Below are 20,252 nucleotides of genomic sequence, written 5' to 3'. Positions count from 1 at the left end.
TTCGCTGGTTGGGGGCATTTGATCGGCTGAGGCAAGGTTCCGTCAAGGTTGACGGAACGTTCGCTTAACCAACCCCCTGTAGACCGGACAGCAGTGGACGAACGTGAGCGTGGAGGCTCCGGAATGAAATATCCTATGCGTATCCTCCAGGGATTGAAGCTGGCCGCCGTGCTTGCCATTGCCCTGTCGATGGGCGCCTGCGCCAACAAGAACGTGGGTATGGACGCGAATGCGAGCGCGGCGACGCCGGGCAGCCAGCAGGACTTCGTCGTGAACGTGGGCGACCGCGTGTTCTTCGAGAGCGACCAGACCGATCTGACCCCGCAGGCGATCGTGACCCTCGAGAAGCAGGCGCAGTGGCTGCAGACCTATCCGCGCTACTCCTTCACCATCGAAGGTCACGCCGACGAGCGCGGCACCCGTGAATACAACATCGCGCTCGGCGCCCGCCGCGCCCAGTCGGTGCGCTCGTTCCTCGCCTCGCGCGGCATCGATGCGAACCGCATGCGCACGATCTCCTACGGCAAGGAGCGCCCCGTCGCCGTCTGTAACGACATCTCCTGCTGGTCGCAGAACCGTCGCGCTGTGACCGTGCTGAACGCGAGCTCCTGACGTTCAGTCAGCCGCTGTTCATCTTCGGAAACCGATTATGCCGGCGCCCTCTCGGGCGCCGGTTTCGTTTCAGCGATCTGTGACAGAAACCCCGTGGTGCCAGTCACATTTTTGGCGTACTGCCTTTCAAAGTGTGGCGCGTCGCATGTTCCGTCGCCAATTTTGTTTTCGTCGTCAGGGCAAGATGTCATCCAAATTCAAGGCAATTCACGGCACCGTGGCGTTCGCCGCGCTGCTCTCTTTGTGCGCGCCCTCCTTCGCCCAGTCGGACGACGGCGACCCCGAGATGCGGATCGAGCGGCTGGAGAACCAGCTGCGCCAGCTCACCGGCCAGAACGAAGAGCTGCAATATCGCAACCGCCAGCTCGAGGATCGCATCCGCCAGCTCGAGGGCGGCGCGCAAGGTGCGCCCGGACAGGCGCCGGCACAGCCCAACGTCGCGGCCGTGCCGCCCGCGCAGGTCGCCCCTGGCTATCGCCAGCAGCCTCCGCAGCAGCAACAGGCTGCGCAGCCGAATTACGAGCAGCCGCAGATCGGCTCTCCCGCGCCGATCGTTCAGGAGCAGCCGGGCCCCGGCGCGCCCGGCACGCGCCGCCGTGGTGATGCGTTCGACCCGAGCCAGAGTCCGAATGCGCCCGGTGCGCCGCGCGCGCTTGGCGGCGGCCAGCAGCCGATGTCGGCAGGGGCTCAGGGTGGTGCGCCCGGCGGCCGCGGCGCCAGCGAGCCGCTCGATCTCAGCAACAATGGCGGCCGCTATCCGCAGGCCGCAGTGCCGGCCCAGCCCGGCTATCCGCCGCAGGCGGGCGGTCCGGCTCTCGCGACGCTGCCGCCCTCGGCCACGCCGCGCGACGAGTTCGATCTCGGCATCGGCTATATGCAGCGCAAGGACTATGCGCTCGCCGAGCAGACCATGAAGAATTTTGCGGCGAAGTATCCGAGCGACCCGCTGCTTGGCGACGCGCAATACTGGCTTGGCGAAAGCTATTTCCAGCGCCAGCAATATCGCGACTCGGCAGAGGCCTTCCTCGCCGTCACCACCAAATACGATAAATCGGCCAAGGCGCCGGATGCGCTGCTGCGGCTCGGCCAGTCGCTCGCCGCGCTGAAGGAGAAGGAGGCCGCCTGCGCCGCCTTCGGCGAGGTCGGCCGCAAATATCCGCGCGCCTCGGCCGGCGTCAAAGCCGCGGTCGACCGCGAGCAGAAGCGGGTGAAGTGCTGATCTGCGGCGTTTGAGCCTGACAACGCGGATGGCGCTGCGCTAAATTATAGCGTCATGTCAGACGACGACAATTCTCCGATCTCGGCACGCGCGGCGAAGCAGCTCTTCGCCGAGCTCAAGAGCGCGCCGGCGCTGGTGCTCGCGGTCTCCGGCGGGCCCGATTCGGTCGCGCTGATGTGGCTCGCGGCGCGCTGGCGGCGCAGCCTCGCGCGCGGCCCGGAGCTCACCGTCGTCACCGTCGATCATGGCCTGCGGGCGGAGGCGGCGCGCGAGGCGCGTGAGGTCAAACGGCTCGCCGTCGAGCTCGGACTGGCGCACCGGACCCTGCGCTGGCGCGGTCCAAAGCCTGCAACAGGATTGCCGGCCGCCGCGCGCGAAGCCCGCTACCGCCTGCTCGCGCAGGCCGCGCGCTCGGCCGGCGCGAGCCATGTGCTGACCGCCCATACCCGCGACGACCAGGCCGAGACCCTGTTGATGCGGCTGCTCCGCGGCAGCGGCATTGCCGGGCTGTCGGCGATGTCGCGCCTCACGACGCGCGACGGAATCGTGCTGGCGCGACCGCTGCTCGACGTGCCGAAATCGCAGCTCGTCGCGACCCTGAAGCGGGCCAGGATCGGGTTTGCCGACGATCCGACCAATCGCGATGCGGCCTTCACGCGGCCGCGGTTGCGGGCGCTGCTGCCGCAGCTCGCAGCCGAGGGCGGCGATGCACGCACGCTGGTGAGACTATCGGCGCGGCTCGCCCGGGCCAACGCGGCGGTCGAGGTGCTGACCGACGGCGCCGAGCGCTTCCTCCGTTTGCGGGATCGCGGCGATGCGCTGCAGCCGGGCGTTCGCAGTTTCGAGGCCGCGGCCTTCGCGACCCTGCCGGAAGAAGTCCGGCTCCGGCTCTTGCTGCGGGCCATCGACGCGCTCGGGCACGAGGGGCCGGCGGAACTCGCCAAAGTCGAGACCCTGCTGGCCGCGCTCGATCAGGCCATGCGCGATCAGGGCATGCACGATCAGGACATTCGCGATCAGGACATGGCGGCTCGCTCCCGTGCACCTGCAAATGGCCGTGCCATCCTGAAGCAGACCCTGGCGGGAGCCTTGATCAGTCTTGCCGGGGGGCGTATCCACATCGCGCCTGCGCCGGCCCGACGGTCCCCAGGAAGACGTGAAGGGGCTTGAAGGGCGGATGAGGGCGCATCATGACACCGGCCGTTTCGACGGCCCGCCGTCAGGACACCTTAACCAGGCAGGAAAAACCCCGGCCAGGGCGCCATTATTTCAGCGGGAATCGATCTAAGATGGGCTAAATAGTCCCATCTCGTTCCCTTGGCAGCGACCGGGGCGGCACCTAAATTGTATGCGTCTAACCGAGAGGATTCCTTGGGGATTTTCTCTAGTTGCCCAAGGATGAGGCCGCGATCCGCGCGACCACGAAGGAAGATCGATGAACGCCAATCTGCGCAATTTCGCCCTCTGGGTCATCATTGTTTTGCTGCTGTTGGCGTTGTTCACGCTCTTCCAGAATCCGGGCCAGCGGGCTTCCTCGCAGGATATCGCTTTCTCGCAGCTCTTGAGCGAAGTTGACCAGGGCCGAGTCCGCGACGTCGTGATCCAGGGGCCTGATATCCACGGCACCTTCACCAACGGCTCCAGCTTCCAGACCTATGCGCCGAACGACCCGACGCTGGTGAAGCGCCTGTACGACAGCAAGGTGCAGATCACCGCGAAGCCGCCCGGCGACAACGTGCCGTGGTTCGTGTCGCTGCTGGTCTCCTGGCTGCCCTTCATCGCGCTGATCGGCGTCTGGATCTTCCTGTCGCGGCAGATGCAAGGCGGCGCCGGCAAGGCGATGGGCTTTGGCAAGTCGCGCGCGAAGATGCTGACCGAGGCCCATGGCCGCGTCACCTTCGAGGACGTCGCCGGCGTGGACGAGGCCAAGCAGGACCTGCAGGAGATCGTCGAATTCCTGCGCGACCCCGGCAAATTCCAGCGCCTCGGCGGCCGCATTCCGCGCGGCGTGCTGCTGGTCGGCCCTCCCGGCACCGGTAAGACCCTGATCGCGCGTGCGGTCGCGGGCGAAGCCAACGTGCCGTTCTTCACCATCTCCGGTTCGGACTTCGTCGAGATGTTCGTCGGCGTCGGCGCCAGCCGCGTCCGCGACATGTTCGAGCAGGCCAAGAAGAACGCGCCCTGCATCATCTTCATCGACGAAATCGATGCCGTCGGTCGTCACCGTGGCGCCGGCCTCGGCGGCGGCAATGACGAGCGCGAGCAGACGCTGAACCAGCTGCTGGTCGAGATGGACGGCTTCGAGGCGAACGAGGGCGTGATCCTGATCGCCGCGACCAACCGTCCCGACGTGCTCGATCCCGCGCTGCTGCGTCCGGGCCGCTTCGACCGCCAGGTCGTGGTGCCGAACCCCGACGTCGTCGGCCGCGAGCAGATCCTCAAGGTTCACGTCCGCAAGGTGCCCTTGGCGCCGGATATCAACCTCAAGACCATCGCGCGCGGCACCCCGGGCTTCTCCGGCGCCGACCTGATGAACCTCGTCAACGAAGCCGCATTGACCGCTGCGCGCCGCAACAAGCGCATGGTGACCCAGGCCGAGTTCGAGGAAGCCAAGGACAAGGTGATGATGGGCGCCGAGCGCAAGTCGCTCGTCATGACCGAGGAAGAGAAGCTCTTGACGGCCTATCACGAGGGCGGCCACGCCATCGTCGGCCTCAACGTGCCCGCGACCGATCCGATCCACAAGGCGACCATCATCCCGCGCGGCCGTGCGCTTGGCATGGTCATGCAGCTCCCCGAGCGCGACAAGCTGTCGATGTCTCTGGAGCAGATGACCTCGCGCCTCGCCATCATGATGGGCGGCCGCGTCGCCGAAGAGCTGATCTTCGGCCGCGAGAAGGTGACCTCTGGTGCGGCCTCCGACATCGAGCAGGCGACCCGCCTTGCCCGCATGATGGTGACGCGCTGGGGCCTGTCGGAAGAACTCGGCACCGTCTCCTACGGCGAGAACCAGGACGAGGTCTTCCTCGGCATGTCGGTCTCGCGGACGCAGAACGCCTCCGAGGCGACCGTCCAGAAGATCGACTCCGAGATCCGCCGTCTGGTCGAGGAAGGCTACAAGGAAGCGACCCGCATTCTCACCGAGAAGCACGGTGACCTCGAAGCGCTGGCCAAGGGCCTGCTCGAGTTCGAAACGCTCTCCGGTGACGAGATCGTCGATCTGCTCAAGGGCAAGAAGCCGAACCGCGAGTCCGTGCTCGAGCCGGCCACGCCGCGCGCCTCGGCCGTGCCCCCGGCCGGCAAGTCGCGCCCGCGGCCCGATCCGGATCCCGGCCTGGAGCCGCAGCCGCAGGCGTAACGTCCGCGTCTCATGGCCGGCACTTCCGGCAAACCGATTGTGCAAAAGCTCGGCATCAAGCCGGGCTTTTGTATTTTCGTGGATGGTCTTGCGGCGCCCTATCGCGATGTCGTCGGCGAACTTCCTGACGGTGTGATCATTGCCAAGACCGCCAAGCCGCCGCTCGACATGGTGCATCTCTTCGCAGCCGAGACCAAAGGCCTCGCTGCAAAACTGCGCAGCTACCGCAAGGCGATCGCGCCCAATGGAATGATCTGGGCATCCTGGCCCAAGAAAGCGTCCGGGGTCGCGACTGATGTCACCGAAGCATTGGTACGCGAGACCGCGCGCGCGGGCGGCCTCGTCGATATCAAGATCTGCGCCGTCGACGACGTCTGGTCCGGCCTGAAGCTCGTGATCCCCGTCAAGGACCGCGCGAAGCCAACGAAATAGCACTGCTCTCGTAGGGTGGGCGAAGGCGCGAAAGCGCCGTGCCCACCATCTCTCGGCATTCGTGACGAAAGTGGTGGGCACGCTGTCGCTTTGCCCACCCTACGATATCTCACTTCGCCGCAGCCCCCGCTGCTTCACCACGCCCCATCATCCCGCACATGGACCACCGCGACCTTGTCGGCATAGACCCGCTTCCAGCCCTTGATGTGATCCAGGATCTGGGCCGCAGGCGAATCCGGCGTCAGCAGCGTTGCGTCGATCCTGTTGTCGTCGAGCATGCGCAGCAGGCCGGAGACGTCGCGGCCGTCTTCGGCGGCAAAATAGTCCATCAGGAATTTTTCGCCGTAGAGCTCCGACCGTCCGTCGACGAAAGGCCTGATGTCGCGGACGATCAGGTAGCCGCCAAAACCGTAGGAATTGAAGACGCGCGCGGCCTTGCGCTCAGCCAGCACGTCGACTGCCGCAACCGGCGTCTGTACCGTGGAGAATTCGAAGACATGACGGCCTGCAAAGGTCGCGGTCGCGCTTGCGGTCGCAAGCACGATCGCCACCGCGGCCAGCGCCGCCGGGGCGCCTGGGGTCATCCGCAAGCTGCGCGGCGCATCAGAGATGGGCCTGAACCAGCCGCTCAGCGGCTGCGCGAGCACCAGAGGAACGAGCACGCCGAAGGTCTCGATGCTGCGGACATGCGCCAGCGCCATCCAGGTCGCGCCGAGGATCAGCAGCACGCGCGGCGGCGACAGCATCAGCCCACGCGTGAGCGCGAGACCGAGCAATCCGAGCAGCGCACCCGCGAACGGGCTGAACGAGCTGAAATCGGCCGGGCGCCATTCGGCGATGACGGAGAACGATTTGCCGAGGCTGAGGATGCGGGCGGCACCGAGCAGCGTGTCCAGGCCATAGGGCGTGCAGCAACTCGCCGCCAGCGCTCCGAGCCCGAACGCGGCCCAGCGCAGCGCAAGCGGCAGCCGGCGCGACGGCGCGGCGCGCCAGAGCGCCTCGAGGCCGATTGCGCCGATCCAGGCGAGTCCAAGCACGAAGCCGCCGTGAAGGTTGGCCCACAGCACCATCAGTGGCAGCAGCAGGAACGACGGCGCGCGGCCGCGGTCGGCCGCGGCCATCAAGGCGCCGGTCCAGGCAACCATGACCGGCAGGGCCAGCACATGCGGTCGGGCCAGTAGATGCGGCGCCGCCAGCGTCATCGCCAGCAGGCAGAACACCAGCGCATAGGGCAGGTCGAGTTGCCGTTGCAGGAAGGTCAGCAGCAATCCCATCGCCAGCGCGATCGCGGCCGCGGTCAGCACGACGGGGCCGGCCCATCCCCAATGCGAATAGGCGGTCGCGAGCAGCACTTGCGATAGCCATGAGGTCGAAAGCCACACATCACCCTGGCGCGTCAGCGAATAGAAGTCGGTCCAGGGCACGGCGCGATGATCGAGGATCCACCCGCCGACCTTGATCTGCCAGAGTGTATCAGGATCGTGCAGCAGGCTGTCGCCACTCACCAGCAGCAGCAGAAAGATCGCAGCCGCGACGCACAGCGGCGCCAGATTGCGCCGGGCCCGCGCGATTGGAAGGCTGGCCGCGATGGTCATGGCTTGGCCGGCGCCGCCGCCGGCTCGCCATCCCGCACATGGATCACGGCGATGTCGTCGGCATAGAGCCGCTTCCAGCCCTTGATGTGGTCCAGGATTTGCGGTCCCGGCGTGTCGGCTCCCAGCAGCGTCGCGTCGATCTTGTATTCGTCCAGCAGGCGCGGCAGCAGCTCGGGCTTCTTGCCCTCGGTGGCCTTGAAGAAGTCCATCACGAACTTCTCGCCGTAGAGCTCGGCGCGGCCGTCGACGAAGACGGGGATGTCGCGCGAGATCAGATAGCCGCCGAACTGGTAGGCGTTGAAGATGCGCTGCGCCTTGCGCTCTCGGAGCAGGTCGACGGCGGCCACTGGCGTCTGGCCCATCGTGAAGGTGAAGCGGTGATGCGACATGTAGATCGAGGTCGAGGTCCAGGTCGCGGCTGCGATCATCAGTGCACCCATAACCGTGACATAGCGCGCCGGCGTGCTCTGGACGGCTTGCGCGTCAGCCTGCGGCAGCGGTGATTTTTCACCCAGCGGCTTGGCGAGCGCCAGCGGCACCAGGAAGGCAAAGGCCTCGATGCTCCTGACATGGGTAAGCCCCATCCAGGTGAAAAGCAGGATCAGGAGGATGCGCGGCGGCGACAGCGTCAGGCCACGAAACAGGCCGATCGCGATGAGGCCGAGGATCGCGCCTTCGAACGCGGAGAACGAGGCGAAATTCGCCGGCATCCATTCCGAGATGACCGACAGCAGCTCGCCGAGATTGAGGATGTTGGTGGCGCCCAGCAGCGTGCGCCAGCCATAGGGCGTGACGCAGGCGGCTGCCATCGCGGCGACGCCGAACAGGAACCAGCGCGCGAGCAGCCGGATCTGCTTGCCGGAATCGAGAGTCCAGATTGCGTCCAGCGCCATCGGGCCGATCAGCGCGAGGCCGAGCACGAAGCCGCCGTGAAGGTTCGCCCACAGCGACATCAGCGGCAGCCAGACCCAGGATGGCGTGACCTTGCGGTCGGCCGCATTCATGAGAATGCCGACCCATGCGATCATCACCGGCAGCGCCAGGATGTGCGGCCGCGCCAGGATGTGGTGCAGCGACAACAGCACGGCCAGCATCGCGAACAGCACCGAGCGCGGAATTTCGAGATGCGCATCGAGCAGGTAAACCAAAACGGCAGCCGACGCCGCAATCGCCAGCGCGGTGAGGACTACCGGCCCGGCCCAGTCCCATTGCGCGTAAGAGACCGCGAACAGGATTTGCGACAGCCAGGACGTCGAGATCCAGGGCTCGCCGGGGCGCGTGAAGGAATAGAAGTCGGTGGTGGGCAGGGCGTGGTGATCGAGGATCCACTGACCGATCTTGATCTGCCAGAACGAATCGGAGTCCTGAAGCAACGTGTCGCCGATATAGAGGAAGAAGAGATAGGCGCCCGCGCCGACACACAGCGGCACCAACGCTCGCGCGCGGCTCTGCACCGTAATGCTGTTGGTGAGGGATAGGGACATGCCGCCTCGTCTTGTTCTTGGTCCTGTTGGTCGAGCGGCCGGCATTTGACCATGGCGGTCATAACTTCCCGTAAATCGGCGGCGCTACCTTGCCTCGTGTCCCGGCAATTTAACCGGTTGTTTTAGATTTCGGTTTACCATCGGCGAATACATACAAACGGTTCCGGATTTACGCAGTCGAATTAACTGCGGCGCAAGTCTTTGCCCTTACGTTGGGTTCCATGGTCGGGCGGCGCTGGGAAGCCGAAAAGACCGGACCAGTTGAAGCCACGTGTATCCTTTGGAGCAGTCTATGAAGAACCTCGTTTCGCGTTTCGTGAAGGACGAATCCGGCGCCACCGCCATCGAATACGGCCTGATTGCCGCCGGCATCGCGCTGGCGATCATCGCCGTCGTCAACCAGCTCGGCACCCAGCTGAATGGCAAGTTCGCCTCGATCTCGACCAGCCTCAAGTAAGCTCGACGATCGCCGGAATAGCGAAGAGCCCCGTCATTGACGGGGCTCTTTTGCGTTGCCCGGAGCATCGGCGCGGGGCATTCGACGATCAGGCTTAAGCCTCCTTCAAGTCCCTCGGGTGTATGGCTTGAAGGCATCTGCGTCACCGTGTTGCATCAAAGGAAGCCGTATGGCCGAAGCCTCGTCCGCCCCGCCTGCTGTTGGTCGACACGGCGCACTCCCAGCGACGCTCCTCAACATCTCCTTCGTGCTGGCGATCGTCACGCTGGCGTATTTTCCGGCGGCCTATCTGGCGCATGCATGGATCTTCGATGCGGACGGACGCGGGATCCCGACGGATTTCGTCAATGTCTGGGCGGCCGGAAAGCTGGCGCTCGAGGGCCATCCCGCACAGGCCTGGGATTGGGACATTCAGAAGCAGGTCGAGCTTGCGCTGCTCAAACAGGATTTCGTCGGCCATTTCGCCTGGCACTATCCGCCGCCCTTCCTGTTCGTCGCGTCTTTCCTTGCGCAGTTTCCCTATGCGGTGGCTTTCATCGGCTGGGCCGCGTTCAGCATGGTCCCCTATCTCGCCGTGATGCGCGCGATCATTGGGCGCAATGCGGGCCTGGTGATTGCGATTGGATTTCCCGCCGCCTTCCTCAATATCCTGGTCGGGCAGAACGGTTTCCTGACGGCGTCTCTGATCGGCGGCATGCTTTATCTGCTGCCGACGCGGCCGGTGCTGGCCGGACTCTGTCTCGGCCTTCTGAGCTACAAACCCCAATATGGACTGCTGTTTCCGCTGGTGCTGCTCGCCGCCGCCGAATGGACGGTGCTTTTCACCGCCGCAATCGTCACCGTGACGATTGCAGGGGCATCCTGGCTCGCATTCGGGACCGAAAGCTGGCAGGCCTTCTTCCACTGGATTCCGATGTTCTCGCAGGCCTTCCTGACCGAAGGCCGCGCACCCTGGTTCAAGATGCAGAGCATCTTCGCGCTGGTGCGCTATGTCGGCGGCACCGAGCAGCTCGGATGGATCTTCCAGTGGGTGTTGACGGCGGCGGTTGCCGCCGTGCTGGTCGTGATGTGGCGGAGCAGGCTGCCCTACGCCCTGAAGGCGGCGATGCTCGCGGCGGCAACGCTGCTCACGACGCCTTATCTCTTCATGTATGATCTGGTTGTGCTGGGTATCGCGGTGGCCTTTCTCATCCGCGCCGGACTCGATGAAGGTTTCGCGCGCCATCAGGTGATGTCCCTGGCGCTCGTCTTCGCGCTGCTTGCGGCCTTCCTGTTTCTCGGGCAGCCGGTGGGCTTCCCGGCGATCCTCATCGTCTTCGGACTGATCCTCGGCCGCTGCGCAGCCTGGCGGGCCGCCGAGGCTGCATCGATGCAGCTTGCGGCCACGCAACCGAATTGAGAAGCTCGACCAAGCTCTGATCGGGGTCTGGCGCGAGACGCTAGGGCGTGTACCCGTAAACGCTCGCCCTCCGCGCATCGATGTCTGCTTCACCCTCGACAGCGGCGGAATAGCGGACATCACTCAACCGCCGCAACGGGCACAAAAGCAGACTCACGCGGCGTAACAAAACGAACTCATTCCGATCGCCGATTTCGGCGTCGGAAAGTACCAAGATGACCACAGCGCCGAGACCCGCAAATCAATTTTTTGGCCGCGGCATTGGGCGTGTGTGGATGGATTACTCTTTTGACATATTTCGAACAGCACGAGCAAAATAGTCGCGGGCTATCGCATCCAAAGCTTCAGAGATTTGTTCGCTGGGCTCTCGCGGGGTGACACGTTCCATCTCGAGTCTTTCGGCCTCGCGAATGTAATCCATCGATAATTCGCGCAAGCGCTGGACCTCAGAGTCATCCGGTGAGGGTGCGATTTGTGCCAAAAGGTGTCGTGCACGCGCGCGTGCGCGTTCGCTTCGAGAGCCATCCATGATAGCCTCCGAGGGTACTTACATTGTGGGTTTCTGATCAGTCCCCTCTGCCCGAATAATAACATTCGATACGTGAGGGAGGCCCTTGAGATCGGCTCGCGAAGATCAAGTGAACACAACGCGCGTTGCTATGTCGTGTTCCTGACATTGCCGGATTTTTGCGTCGTTCCCTCCTGATTCCTCGTTTCGGATTGAAACATTAACATGCCCGAATGTAGTTTTGCCCAGGAACTGACGAAAAGGCTGTCAGGCTGGGCAGGCGTGACGTGGCGATGACCCGAAAGCGGCTCTCGAATGAAGAGCGGGCAAGCCGCCCCGCTTTTAATGAGCGAGTATCCGAGGCAGCTAAAGACCTAGAGGACCGCGCGGGACGGCCGCCGTCAGGTCCGGAGCGCGACGCGCTCCTACGCAGGGCTAGCCGCTTGGATATAGCCAGATACATAAACGCGTGGCTGTCATCGCCAGGACTTCAACCACCGAAATGAGAAAGTCGTGCTTTCCAGATGCACTGCGCGGTTAGATGGCCGACGGCGGAATGCGAGTTCCGCCCACGCTATCATCTCCTCCGAGCAAGCCCTGGTATTGCGACTTCACGGTTTCGTAGCATTCGCAGGCCGCATCCTGCAGGGCCTGAAGGTTGGTTATCCGGATCTTGCCTCTGGTGTATTTGATGATCCCGGCCTGCTGAAGCGTGTGCGCCACGACCGTCACGCTTGTTCGACTGACACCTAGCATCTCCGCTAAGAACTCTTGCGTGAATAAGAGCGTATCGCTTTGCGATAGGTCTCTCGATCTGAGCAGCCAGCGGCACAGGCGGGCGTTCACATGATGCGCCGCCATGCAGGCGGCGGATTGCTGCGCCTGAGCGTAAAGGGTTTGCTCGTGTCTGATCAGCAGTGAAAGAAGCGGTTGGCTCTGCATGGCCGCCCCCCTGAGCTCCGCCAAGCTGCAAACCATTGCCCTACCGCTCAGCTGGATCACAGCCCGGCTTAGCGACTTCCGGCCATCGAGCGCCGCCGATGCGCCAATTACGCCGTCTCGGCCAACCATCGCGGCCTCCACGACTTGGCCGCTCGATAGCGTGACCACGATAGAAATGACCGCGCTAGTCGGAAAATAGGTCGCGTCGATGCTATCGCCCGCCTCGAACAACACCTGCTCCTGTTCGAGATCCACGAGCTTTAGGGAGGGTTGAAGGGCAGCCAGATCGCCCGGCGAGAGCGATGCGAGAAGTAGGTTATCTTTGTGCGGCATATTGCGCTCCCTCGGTTACGGCGGGAGCGTAAAGAACTCTCTGTCAACGGTGCCTGTGGTCTGCCGTCGATGGGCGGACAGTATGCTCAAACGAGAATAAAGCGAGGCCCATATTGCCCGCGGCTGCCGGTCCATGTCCGGCCTAGCGTCGGCCTTGGGTCAAAGCCGGTAAAGCTCACCCGAGCAGATGTTTTCCGCTTGGCCATCGGCAGCCGACATTGCCTTTGTGACTACACGTTCTAACGCGAGGTCCGCTCAATGAGCGGGCAGCTTTCGAGGATCGTGCCCGGGCGAGCGCCCTCGATGGCGACACAGGGCCTGCTGGGATCGATGGCAAGCGCGTAGCGATCCAGCAGCGCGCTGTGGTCCGGCTCGCCGCGCATGTGCAATTCGCGGAGACCGCCGGGCAGCGGGGTCTTCAGCCCAGCGCGGATGCGCTGGTCAAAGATGCCGCCGGGAACGATGGGCACACCGATATCGGCGAGCAGGTAGAAGCGCGACTGGGAGGGAAGCTGCGGCGCGATATAGGCGAGCGGCTTGCCGAGGATGAAGTAGGTCGCGGGCTGATCGAGCTCGTCGGCGATCTTTGGTCGGTAGGTGTTGGACCAGGAGCGATGCCACCAGTCCGCCGGCTGCGACCACAATGCGATCACGGCTGCGACCGTCAACATCAGTGCGTTCAGCGGAACGGGGGACGTCGGCAATGTCGGCCCCGCGCGCGCAGCGAGGCGCGCGAGCAGCAGAACGATGATCGGGCCGCACAACAGTTCCAGAACGACCGCATAGCGCTGGATCGAGAACAGGCCGAGCCACGCCAGGTAGGAGACTGCAAACAGCACCACGAGCTGCACGTCACGTCGTGTGAGGATCGCGCGGCCGCGCGTCATGCGCACAAGCAGGCCGAGCACGAGCAGGACCGCCACGACCGCGAAGCGCGCGTCGCGGAACGGATGCTCCGCGCCTCTGTGGTCGCCGATCAGCCAATAGAACGGATAGGCCAGTGCGTCGGACACGCTGTGGGGCATGAACTGCGCATCCATCAGATTGACGGTCGCCACCTCACTTGACTGGAAGACTGCATTGAACAGCGGGAAGATCGGGTTGCCGGTGTCGCGCCAGGCGATCAGGCACCATTCGCCGCCGGTGAGCGCCGCGCCGACAATCCCGCCGAATCCAAGCAGGGCAGTCGCCCGAAGCGGACGCGCGGCGGCGAGCACTGCCGCGGCTGCACCTATCGCGTAAACGACATTGGTGAGCTTCAGCCCGACCGCGGCGCCGATCAGGAGCCCGGCCAGCAGATAGCGGACTGCAGGCTGGCGATCCGCAACCAGGATCAGAAGGAAGCCGCCGATCACGGGCAATGCGAGCAACACGTCGGAAAAGCTCGTGCCCACTTCCGAGAGCGTCATCGGACCCGAGGCCGCGATTGCGACCGCCGCCGCGATTGCCGCGAAGGTCGCGGCCTGGCGCAGGACCAGGCGTGCAAACAGGCAAATCAGCGCGAGGTTGAGGCCGTGAATTGCGCCGATGATCATCAGCCCATACGGCGACGGCAGATAGTGGCGGAGGTAATAGACGGGAAAATAGACGATCGGATTGAAGTAGGTTTGAAAGCCCGACGGGACCGCATCGACGCCATAACGGCCATTGAGCACGGCCCAGACATTGTATTCGTGGTAGTTCTGCCAATCCCAGTTGACGTCCTCGCCCATCGCGAAGGTGTAGAGCGCGCCTGCCAGCATCGAGCAGATGACAACGACGATGGGCGCAAGCGCTTTCCCGCGCAGGTTCATCGTCCATGATCGCCGCAGGCCTTGGGCCGCGGGCATGGGCATGGCGTCGGGCAAATCGACAGTGGTTGTCGTGCGCTGCAGCATCAAGGCGCCACGTCTGATGGTCGCAGCCCTGTTTCGAAAACGGGATGCGACGGAGAAAGTACGCTGGTGGGGCGCATTGCCGGATTCCGGTTGATCCCCGTAGGACTATGACCAGCCAGTTAAGGTTGCATGAATCAATGCAGGAACCGTTTGCTTGGCGCGTAGCGGTGGTGCGTTCCTTGCGGGAAGCATTCCAGGCGCGACCCACGCATTTGCTTCTTGTCATCCCCCCTGAATAGTTGTTCAGTCCTTGCGGGGCGATTTGCATCTCTTGCAGTGACGAAGCGTTCGGCCGCGGGCGTGCGGCAGGCGTGGTGGGACAGGAAGCGCGCCATGGTTTATCGGCGAACGCATCAAGTGGTTAAGCGCCTTGCGGCTCGGCGCAGCGCCATCCTGGCGGCGGCAAGGGAAGCCGCAGCCGAAGGCGGCATGGCGGCGGTGCAGATCGCGCCGGTCGCGGTCCGGGCCAATGTGGCGGCCGGCACCGTCTACCGCTACTTCCCCTCCAAGGCCGAGCTGATCTCCGAATTGATCTCCGAGGTCTCCCGCGACGAGCTCGCGGCGATCCGGCGCGCGGCCGATGCCGCGCCTGGCCCGTCCTCCGCGCTGGCGGCGGCCGTGACCACCGTGGCCGTCCATACGCTGTCGCAGCGCCGGCTGGCCTGGGGCATTTTGGCCGAGCCTGTTGATGTCGATGTCAGTGCCTCACGCCTGGCCAGCCGCCGCGAGATTGCCGGCGAGATCGCCGCCCGGATCGACGCCGCCGTGCGCGCCGGCCATCTGCCGGCGCAGGACACCGCGTTGGCCGCGACCGCGCTGCTGGGGGCGCTGCACGAAGCGCTGGTTGGCCCGCTTGCGCCCGACAATCTCGAAGATCCCGTCAAGATGCGCGATGCGGTACAGACCGTGACGCTGCTTGCGCTGCGCGCCGTCGGCGTCATGGACGCCCGCGCCCGCGGTCTGGTGGTGCAGCAGACGCTGCTGCCGACGACCAAGGCGCTGGTCGGGGCCTGAAAATACCGATGCGATGTGGGCCGCGAGCTGATCGCGCCCAAGCCGTTGCCTGAGCACGTCTTTTCGCAAAACCCCAGCAAAGCAGCCGGACCGGCCGGCTACTGTGCATGGGGTTGTTTTCGCGTTTTTGGTCGGCCGGGCGCCGGCGGCCTCAGATATTCGCGTCGCCCTCGGGGCCGACGGAAGCGATACGCACCATGTTGGTGGTGCCGGGAATGCCGAGCGGGACGCCGGCGACGATGATCACGCGCTGGCCGGCACGGACGAAACCGTCGCGGAAGGCGATCTGGCCGGCGCGGCTCACCATGTCGTCCTGGTCGCGCGCATCTTCCGCCACCACGCAATGCACGCCCCACACGACGGCCAGCCGGCGGCCGGCCTGGATGTTCGGCGTGATCGCCACAACCGGCGGCTTCGGCCGCTCGCGCGCCACGCGCACGGCGGTCGAGCCTGAGCTGGTCCAGCAGATCAGGGCGGGCAGGTCCAGCGTCTCGGCGATCTGCCGCGCGGCGTCGGCGATGGCGTCGCCCGCGGTTGATTCCGGCGCGGGGCGCTGAGCGGTGAGCACGGAACGATAAATCGGGTCGCGCTCGACCTCCTCGCCGATGCGGTTCATGGTCGAGACCGCCTCGACCGGGAATTTGCCGGCCGCCGATTCCGCCGACAGCATGATGGCGTCGGCGCCCTCGTAGACCGCAGTGGCGACGTCGGAGACTTCGGCGCGGGTCGGCACCGGCGACTGGATCATCGATTCCAGCATCTGGGTTGCGATCACCACCGGCTTGCCGGCGCGGCGCGCCATGCGCGTCATTTGCTTTTGAAGGCTCGGCACGCGTTCCAGCGGCAGCTCGACGCCGAGATCGCCGCGCGCCACCATCAGCGCGTCGGAGGCCTCGATGATGTCGGCGAGGCGGTCGATCGCCTGCGGCTTCTCGATCTTGGCCATGACCGCGGCGCGGCCGCGGATCATCTTTTTGGCTTCGAGCACGTCGTCAGCGCGCTGCACAAAGGACAGCGCGATCCAGTCGACGCCGGTGACCAGCGCGGCCTCGAGGTCGGCGCGATCCTTCGGCGTCATCGCCGAGACCGGCAGGTCCGTATCCGGAAGGCTGACGCCCTTGCGATCGGACATCTTGCCGCCGACCACGACGCGCGTCACCGCGTGCTCTTTCGTGGTCTCCTCCGCGATCAGCCGCACCTTGCCGTCGTCGAGCAGCAGCGCATGGCCGGGCCTGAGCGCTGCAAGAATCTCGGGGTGAGGAAGATTGACGCGGTTGGCATCGCCCGGCGTCTTGTCGGAATCCAGCGTGAAGGTCTGGCCGTTCTGGAGCTGGACCGCGCCTTCCGCGAATGCGCCGAGCCGGAGCTTCGGGCCCTGGAGATCGACCAGGATGCCGATCGGGCGGCCGTAGCTGCTCTCGACATTGCGGATCGTCGCCACCAGCTCCCGCATCTTGTCATGCGGGGTGTGGCTCATGTTGATGCGGAACACGTCGGCGCCGGCCTCGAACAGGCGGCGGATCATCGCGAGATCCGAGGAGGCAGGTCCGAGGGTCGCGAGAATCTTGATACGGCGAAGACGCCTCATGGTTTATTTCCAGACGGTGGCGAGGGGGCTGGCGGAAGGCCAGGCGCGGCGGGGGGCGTACCACCGGGCGGGTTATTGGGCAAACCAGGAACGCCGCCACCCGGGCCGACAGGGCCGGGCATCCCGGGGACGCGTTGCTGGGCAGGCTGCTCGTTGGCATCGGTGAGCTGTACCGTCCAGGCCCGCTGCTCGCCGGTATCGACCTCGAAATAGCCGGTCCGGTCATAGCCGCGCGCCAAACAGTCCTCGGTGCCGCGGATGGTGAATTCCTTGTCGCGCGAGCACATGAAGGCCTGCCCCGACCATTCGCCGCCGCGGTCATAGTCGATCGCGTAGATGTAATAGTAGCGGGCGACCAGCGTTCCCCGCAGCAGCGTCTCGCAGGAGCGGGACGAGATGTTCCACCAGCCTTCGGTGGTCCATCCGTCGGCATCCTTGTAGCCAAGCGCAATGCCGACCCGGCTCGAGGTGTTGTTGCAAAGCCGGAAATCGGCCGAGGCCGGGCTGGCCCAGATGCACAACAGGCCAACCACCAGCACCGGGACCAACCGGGCGAGCAGGTGAAGGGGGGAGCGGAGAGATTCGGCGATCATTGTCGCGGAACGTATACCAGATGATTGACGATTTGGCGTAGGGCCGGGGAACTGCCCCTTGGGGGGCTTCGAGGCCGTTTGCGCCGCGATATGGCAAAATCTGTGACAGGACCCCACCTGATCCCGTAAGGGTGACCTCCATCAAGGTCAGAGCCGAGTGACAGCCGAGGGATCCAGCCATGGCAATCGACGACAAAACCAGAACGGAGCTCGAGGCGGCCGCCTTCCGGCGCCTGGTCGATCATTTGCGTGAGCGGACGGACGTGCAGAACATCGATCTGATGAATCTGGCCGGCTTCTGCCGCAACTGCCTGTCCAACTGGCTCAAGGACGCCGCTGACGCGCAAGGCGTGCCCTTGAGCAAGGACGAGAGCCGGGAGGCCGTCTACGGCATGCCCTACGAGACCTGGAAGTCGAAGTACCAGGGCACGGCGACGCCCGAGCAGGTCGAGGCGATGAAGAAGGTCCATCCCCACAGCCACTGAGGGACTGTCCCGCGCGGGCGCTTGAGTCGCACCACACAACTGCTTTCTTCGCCCCATTGCAGGAAGGTGTGGGCGCGCTGTGGACGAGCGCGATGCTTGCTTGAACGCAGTCGGCGCCAACCCTAAGGGTTCTCGCAGCACGCGCGGTGAGGATGCCGGCGTCACCTCGTTTTGCCAGTTCCATTTGGAGTACCAAGATGGCCACCACCGCCGCCGTCCGCGACGACGAGCCCGCGACGAAATTTGCCAAGGATCAGCTCAAATCCATCATCGAGCGCATCGAGCGGCTGGAGGAAGAGAAGAAGGCGATTTCCGACGACATCCGCGACGTCTATGCCGAGAGCAAGGGCAACGGCTACGACGTCAAGGCGCTGCGCACCATCGTGCGCATGCGCAAGCAGGATCCCAACGAGCGCGCCGAGGCCGAGACGATTCTCGAGACCTACATGCAGGCGCTGGGGATGATCTGAGGCGGTGAGGCTGCAACGTCACCGGTAGGAGGTACCTCGTCCCGCCGCAATTTGCAGCGCACCCAGCTTGGGCAGAAACCGCTGGTCTGCTAGAGTGCTCGGTGAAGGGACCGAGCAATGGATGTGCCAGGCCCAGAGCGCAGGCTCGCCGCAGTCCTCGCGGCTGACATGGTCGGCTTTAGCCGGCTCATGGAGGCCGATGAGGCTGGCACGCTCGCGCGCCTCAAGACCCACCGGATCGAGCTCATCGATCCGGCCATTGCCAAAAATCACGGCCGCATCATCAAGACGACGGGCGACGGCATGCTCGTCGAATTCCATAGCATCGTCGACGCCGTGCTGTGCGCTGCTGAAATTCAGAGCCGGATGGGGCGACGCAACGCCGACGTCCCGCCGCCGCGATGGATGCAATTCCGCATCGGCATCAATCTGGGCGACGTGATCGTCGACCAGAACGATATATTCGGCGACGGCGTCAACGTCGCGTCGCGGTTGGAGGCACTGGCCGAGCCTGGAGGTATCTGCATCTCGAGCGCGGTGCGCGATCAGCTCGGCCAGCGCCTCGATGGCGTTGCATTCGAGGATATCGGCGAGCAGAACGTCAAGAACATCGTACGTCCGATCCGCGTCTACCGGATTCGACTGGAGGAGGGGCCAACAAGCGCATCAGACGACACGAAGGGCGCTGCAAAGGCGACCGGCATGTCGAAGAAGCCGTCCATCGCCGTGCTGCCCTTCGCCAATATGAGCGGCGACCCTGAGCAGGAGTTCTTTGCGGATGGCTTGACCGAAGACATCATCACCGAGCTCTCACGCTTCCACGACCTGTTGGTGATCTCCCGCAACTCGACCTTCGTGTACAAGGGCAAGGCGGTCAAGGTGCAGGACGTCGGCCGCGAATTCGGCGTCGACTACGTCATCGAGGGCAGTGTGCGAAAGGCCGGAGATCGCGTCCGCGTCACCGTGCAGCTGATCGATGCGGAAACCGACCGGCACATCTGGGCGGAACGCTACGACGGCGAGCTCAAGGACATCTTCGCGATCCAGGATGAGATGACCCGGGCGATCGCCGCCACGTTGCCCGGCCGCGTCGAGGCGGCCACGCACGATCGGGCGAACCGCAAGCCGACGGACAACATGGTGGCTTATGAATGCGTGCTGGCCGCAAAGATCTTACACCATCGCTCCAATCGCGAAGACAATGCGCGGGCCCAACTTCTGCTCGACCGGGCGCTCGAACTGGACGGGAATTATGCTCACGCTCACGCCTGGAAGGCGTGCGTCCTGGGCCAGACCTGGGTCTATAACTGGTGCGCGGATCGCGACGCCACCTTCCAGCAGGTTGCTTCAGAGCTGGAGACCACGCTGATCCTCGACGACAATGACAGCGACGTCCACCGCATCCTCGCTGCGCTCAATCTGAACCGCGACGACCATGACAAGGCCGCCTACCATCAGGAGCGGGCGCTCGCACTCAACCCGAACTATGATCTCGTGGTGGTGCAGCAGGGCGAACTGCTGACCTGGCTGGGACGGCCGGAAGAGGGCATCGACTGGATCAGGAAGGCGATGCGGCTCAACCCGTATCACCCGGAACGCTTCTGGAGCCATCTCGGACGCGCCTATTATTGTGCGGAGAAATACGCCGAAGCCGCCGAGGCTTTCTCACGGATCACGCGGCCCGATCAAACCCACCACGCGTTCCTTGCCGCGATCTTCGCCCAGATGGGCAACGCGGTTGCGGCCGGCGCTCACGCGGCCGAGGTTCTCAAGCGCGAGCCGTCGTTTTCAGTAGCCAATCATCTCTCCACCCAGCATTACAAGCGCGACGTTGACCGTCAGCACTACGAGACGGGCCTTCGCCGAGCTGGCCTGCCGGCCTGATC

17 protein-coding genes are annotated in these 20,252 nt (G+C 64.6%); 11 read left to right on the top strand and 6 right to left on the bottom strand.

The window, feature by feature from the left end; genetic code table 11:
* Positions 1-123 precede the first annotated feature (123 nt).
* From pal to JJC00_RS31860, 5 genes are all read left to right on the top strand, one after another.
* Complete coding sequence (gene pal / locus JJC00_RS31880; RefSeq protein ID WP_148754001.1) at positions 124-612, top strand: peptidoglycan-associated lipoprotein Pal; 489 nt, start codon at positions 124-126, stop codon at positions 610-612.
* A gap of 184 nt (positions 613-796) precedes the next feature.
* Complete coding sequence (gene ybgF / locus JJC00_RS31875; protein WP_200469748.1) at positions 797-1,831, top strand: tol-pal system protein YbgF; 1,035 nt, start codon at positions 797-799, stop codon at positions 1,829-1,831.
* A 54-nt stretch (positions 1,832-1,885) separates the two neighbouring features.
* Positions 1,886-3,001, top strand: a complete 1,116-nt coding sequence (gene tilS / locus JJC00_RS31870; protein WP_200469747.1) for a tRNA lysidine(34) synthetase TilS — start codon at positions 1,886-1,888, stop codon at positions 2,999-3,001.
* 265 nt (positions 3,002-3,266) lie between these two features.
* A complete protein-coding gene (ftsH, locus tag JJC00_RS31865; protein WP_200469746.1) occupies positions 3,267-5,189 on the top strand; it encodes an ATP-dependent zinc metalloprotease FtsH in 1,923 nt (640 codons plus the stop codon).
* A 12-nt stretch (positions 5,190-5,201) separates the two neighbouring features.
* Positions 5,202-5,621 carry a DUF3052 family protein gene (locus JJC00_RS31860; RefSeq protein WP_200469745.1) on the top strand — a complete coding sequence of 140 codons (420 nt, stop codon included), beginning with the start codon at positions 5,202-5,204 and terminating at the stop codon, positions 5,619-5,621.
* A gap of 134 nt (positions 5,622-5,755) precedes the next feature.
* Here the strand turns inward: JJC00_RS31860 and JJC00_RS31855 are convergent, their stop codons facing one another.
* Together JJC00_RS31855 and JJC00_RS31850 are read right to left on the bottom strand one after the other, a co-directional pair.
* Positions 5,756-7,216 (bottom strand): hypothetical protein, encoded by a 1,461-nt coding sequence (locus JJC00_RS31855; protein WP_200469744.1) that lies wholly within the window; start codon positions 7,214-7,216, stop codon positions 5,756-5,758.
* Positions 7,213-8,700 carry a hypothetical protein gene (locus tag JJC00_RS31850; RefSeq protein ID WP_200469743.1) on the bottom strand — a complete coding sequence of 496 codons (1,488 nt, stop codon included), beginning with the start codon at positions 8,698-8,700 and terminating at the stop codon, positions 7,213-7,215. Before JJC00_RS31850 ends, JJC00_RS31855 begins: the two co-directional genes overlap by 4 nt.
* Positions 8,701-8,992: 292 nt before the next feature.
* Here JJC00_RS31850 and JJC00_RS31845 point away from each other — a divergent pair, with 292 nt between their 5' ends.
* Positions 8,993-9,157 carry a Flp family type IVb pilin gene (locus tag JJC00_RS31845; protein WP_200469742.1) on the top strand — a complete coding sequence of 55 codons (165 nt, stop codon included), beginning with the start codon at positions 8,993-8,995 and terminating at the stop codon, positions 9,155-9,157.
* 169 nt (positions 9,158-9,326) lie between these two features.
* Positions 9,327-10,556: a glycosyltransferase family 87 protein gene (locus JJC00_RS31840; RefSeq protein ID WP_200469741.1), complete on the top strand. Its 1,230-nt coding sequence runs from the start codon at positions 9,327-9,329 to the stop codon at positions 10,554-10,556.
* A 1,045-nt stretch (positions 10,557-11,601) separates the two neighbouring features.
* On the opposite strand, the gene JJC00_RS31835 is transcribed toward JJC00_RS31840, so the two are convergent.
* Positions 11,602-12,339, bottom strand: coding sequence for a Crp/Fnr family transcriptional regulator (locus JJC00_RS31835; protein WP_200469740.1), 738 nt, complete (start codon positions 12,337-12,339; stop codon positions 11,602-11,604).
* A 239-nt stretch (positions 12,340-12,578) separates the two neighbouring features.
* Positions 12,579-14,132 carry a glycosyltransferase 87 family protein gene (locus JJC00_RS31830; protein ID WP_200469739.1) on the bottom strand — a complete coding sequence of 518 codons (1,554 nt, stop codon included), beginning with the start codon at positions 14,130-14,132 and terminating at the stop codon, positions 12,579-12,581.
* A 417-nt stretch (positions 14,133-14,549) separates the two neighbouring features.
* Here JJC00_RS31830 and JJC00_RS31825 point away from each other — a divergent pair, with 417 nt between their 5' ends.
* Positions 14,550-15,230 carry a TetR/AcrR family transcriptional regulator gene (locus JJC00_RS31825; protein WP_200469738.1) on the top strand — a complete coding sequence of 227 codons (681 nt, stop codon included), beginning with the start codon at positions 14,550-14,552 and terminating at the stop codon, positions 15,228-15,230.
* Between the two features lie 151 nt (positions 15,231-15,381).
* Here the strand turns inward: JJC00_RS31825 and pyk are convergent, their stop codons facing one another.
* Both pyk and JJC00_RS31815 read right to left on the bottom strand, forming a co-directional pair.
* Complete coding sequence (gene pyk / locus JJC00_RS31820; RefSeq protein ID WP_200469737.1) at positions 15,382-16,818, bottom strand: pyruvate kinase; 1,437 nt, start codon at positions 16,816-16,818, stop codon at positions 15,382-15,384.
* Positions 16,815-17,411, bottom strand: a complete 597-nt coding sequence (locus tag JJC00_RS31815; RefSeq protein ID WP_200469736.1) for a DUF1036 domain-containing protein — start codon at positions 17,409-17,411, stop codon at positions 16,815-16,817. The genes pyk and JJC00_RS31815 overlap by 4 nt, the downstream gene beginning before the upstream one ends.
* Before the next feature lie 179 nt (positions 17,412-17,590).
* On the opposite strand from JJC00_RS31815, the gene JJC00_RS31810 reads away from it, so the two are divergent.
* From JJC00_RS31810 to JJC00_RS31800, 3 genes are all read left to right on the top strand, one after another.
* Positions 17,591-17,896 (top strand): DUF1244 domain-containing protein, encoded by a 306-nt coding sequence (locus JJC00_RS31810; protein WP_200469735.1) that lies wholly within the window; start codon positions 17,591-17,593, stop codon positions 17,894-17,896.
* Positions 17,897-18,093: 197 nt separating this feature from the next.
* Positions 18,094-18,366 carry a DUF2312 domain-containing protein gene (locus JJC00_RS31805; RefSeq protein ID WP_063201143.1) on the top strand — a complete coding sequence of 91 codons (273 nt, stop codon included), beginning with the start codon at positions 18,094-18,096 and terminating at the stop codon, positions 18,364-18,366.
* 117 nt (positions 18,367-18,483) lie between these two features.
* A complete protein-coding gene (locus tag JJC00_RS31800) occupies positions 18,484-20,250 on the top strand; it encodes an adenylate/guanylate cyclase domain-containing protein (protein ID WP_200469734.1) in 1,767 nt (588 codons plus the stop codon).
* Positions 20,251-20,252 lie beyond the last annotated feature (2 nt).

It is taken from the genome of Bradyrhizobium diazoefficiens, assembly GCF_016616885.1.
Lineage (GTDB): Bacteria > Pseudomonadota > Alphaproteobacteria > Rhizobiales > Xanthobacteraceae > Bradyrhizobium > Bradyrhizobium diazoefficiens_F.
Note: the sequence above shows the minus strand (reverse complement) of the source record. Positions and strands in the feature narration are given on the sequence as shown.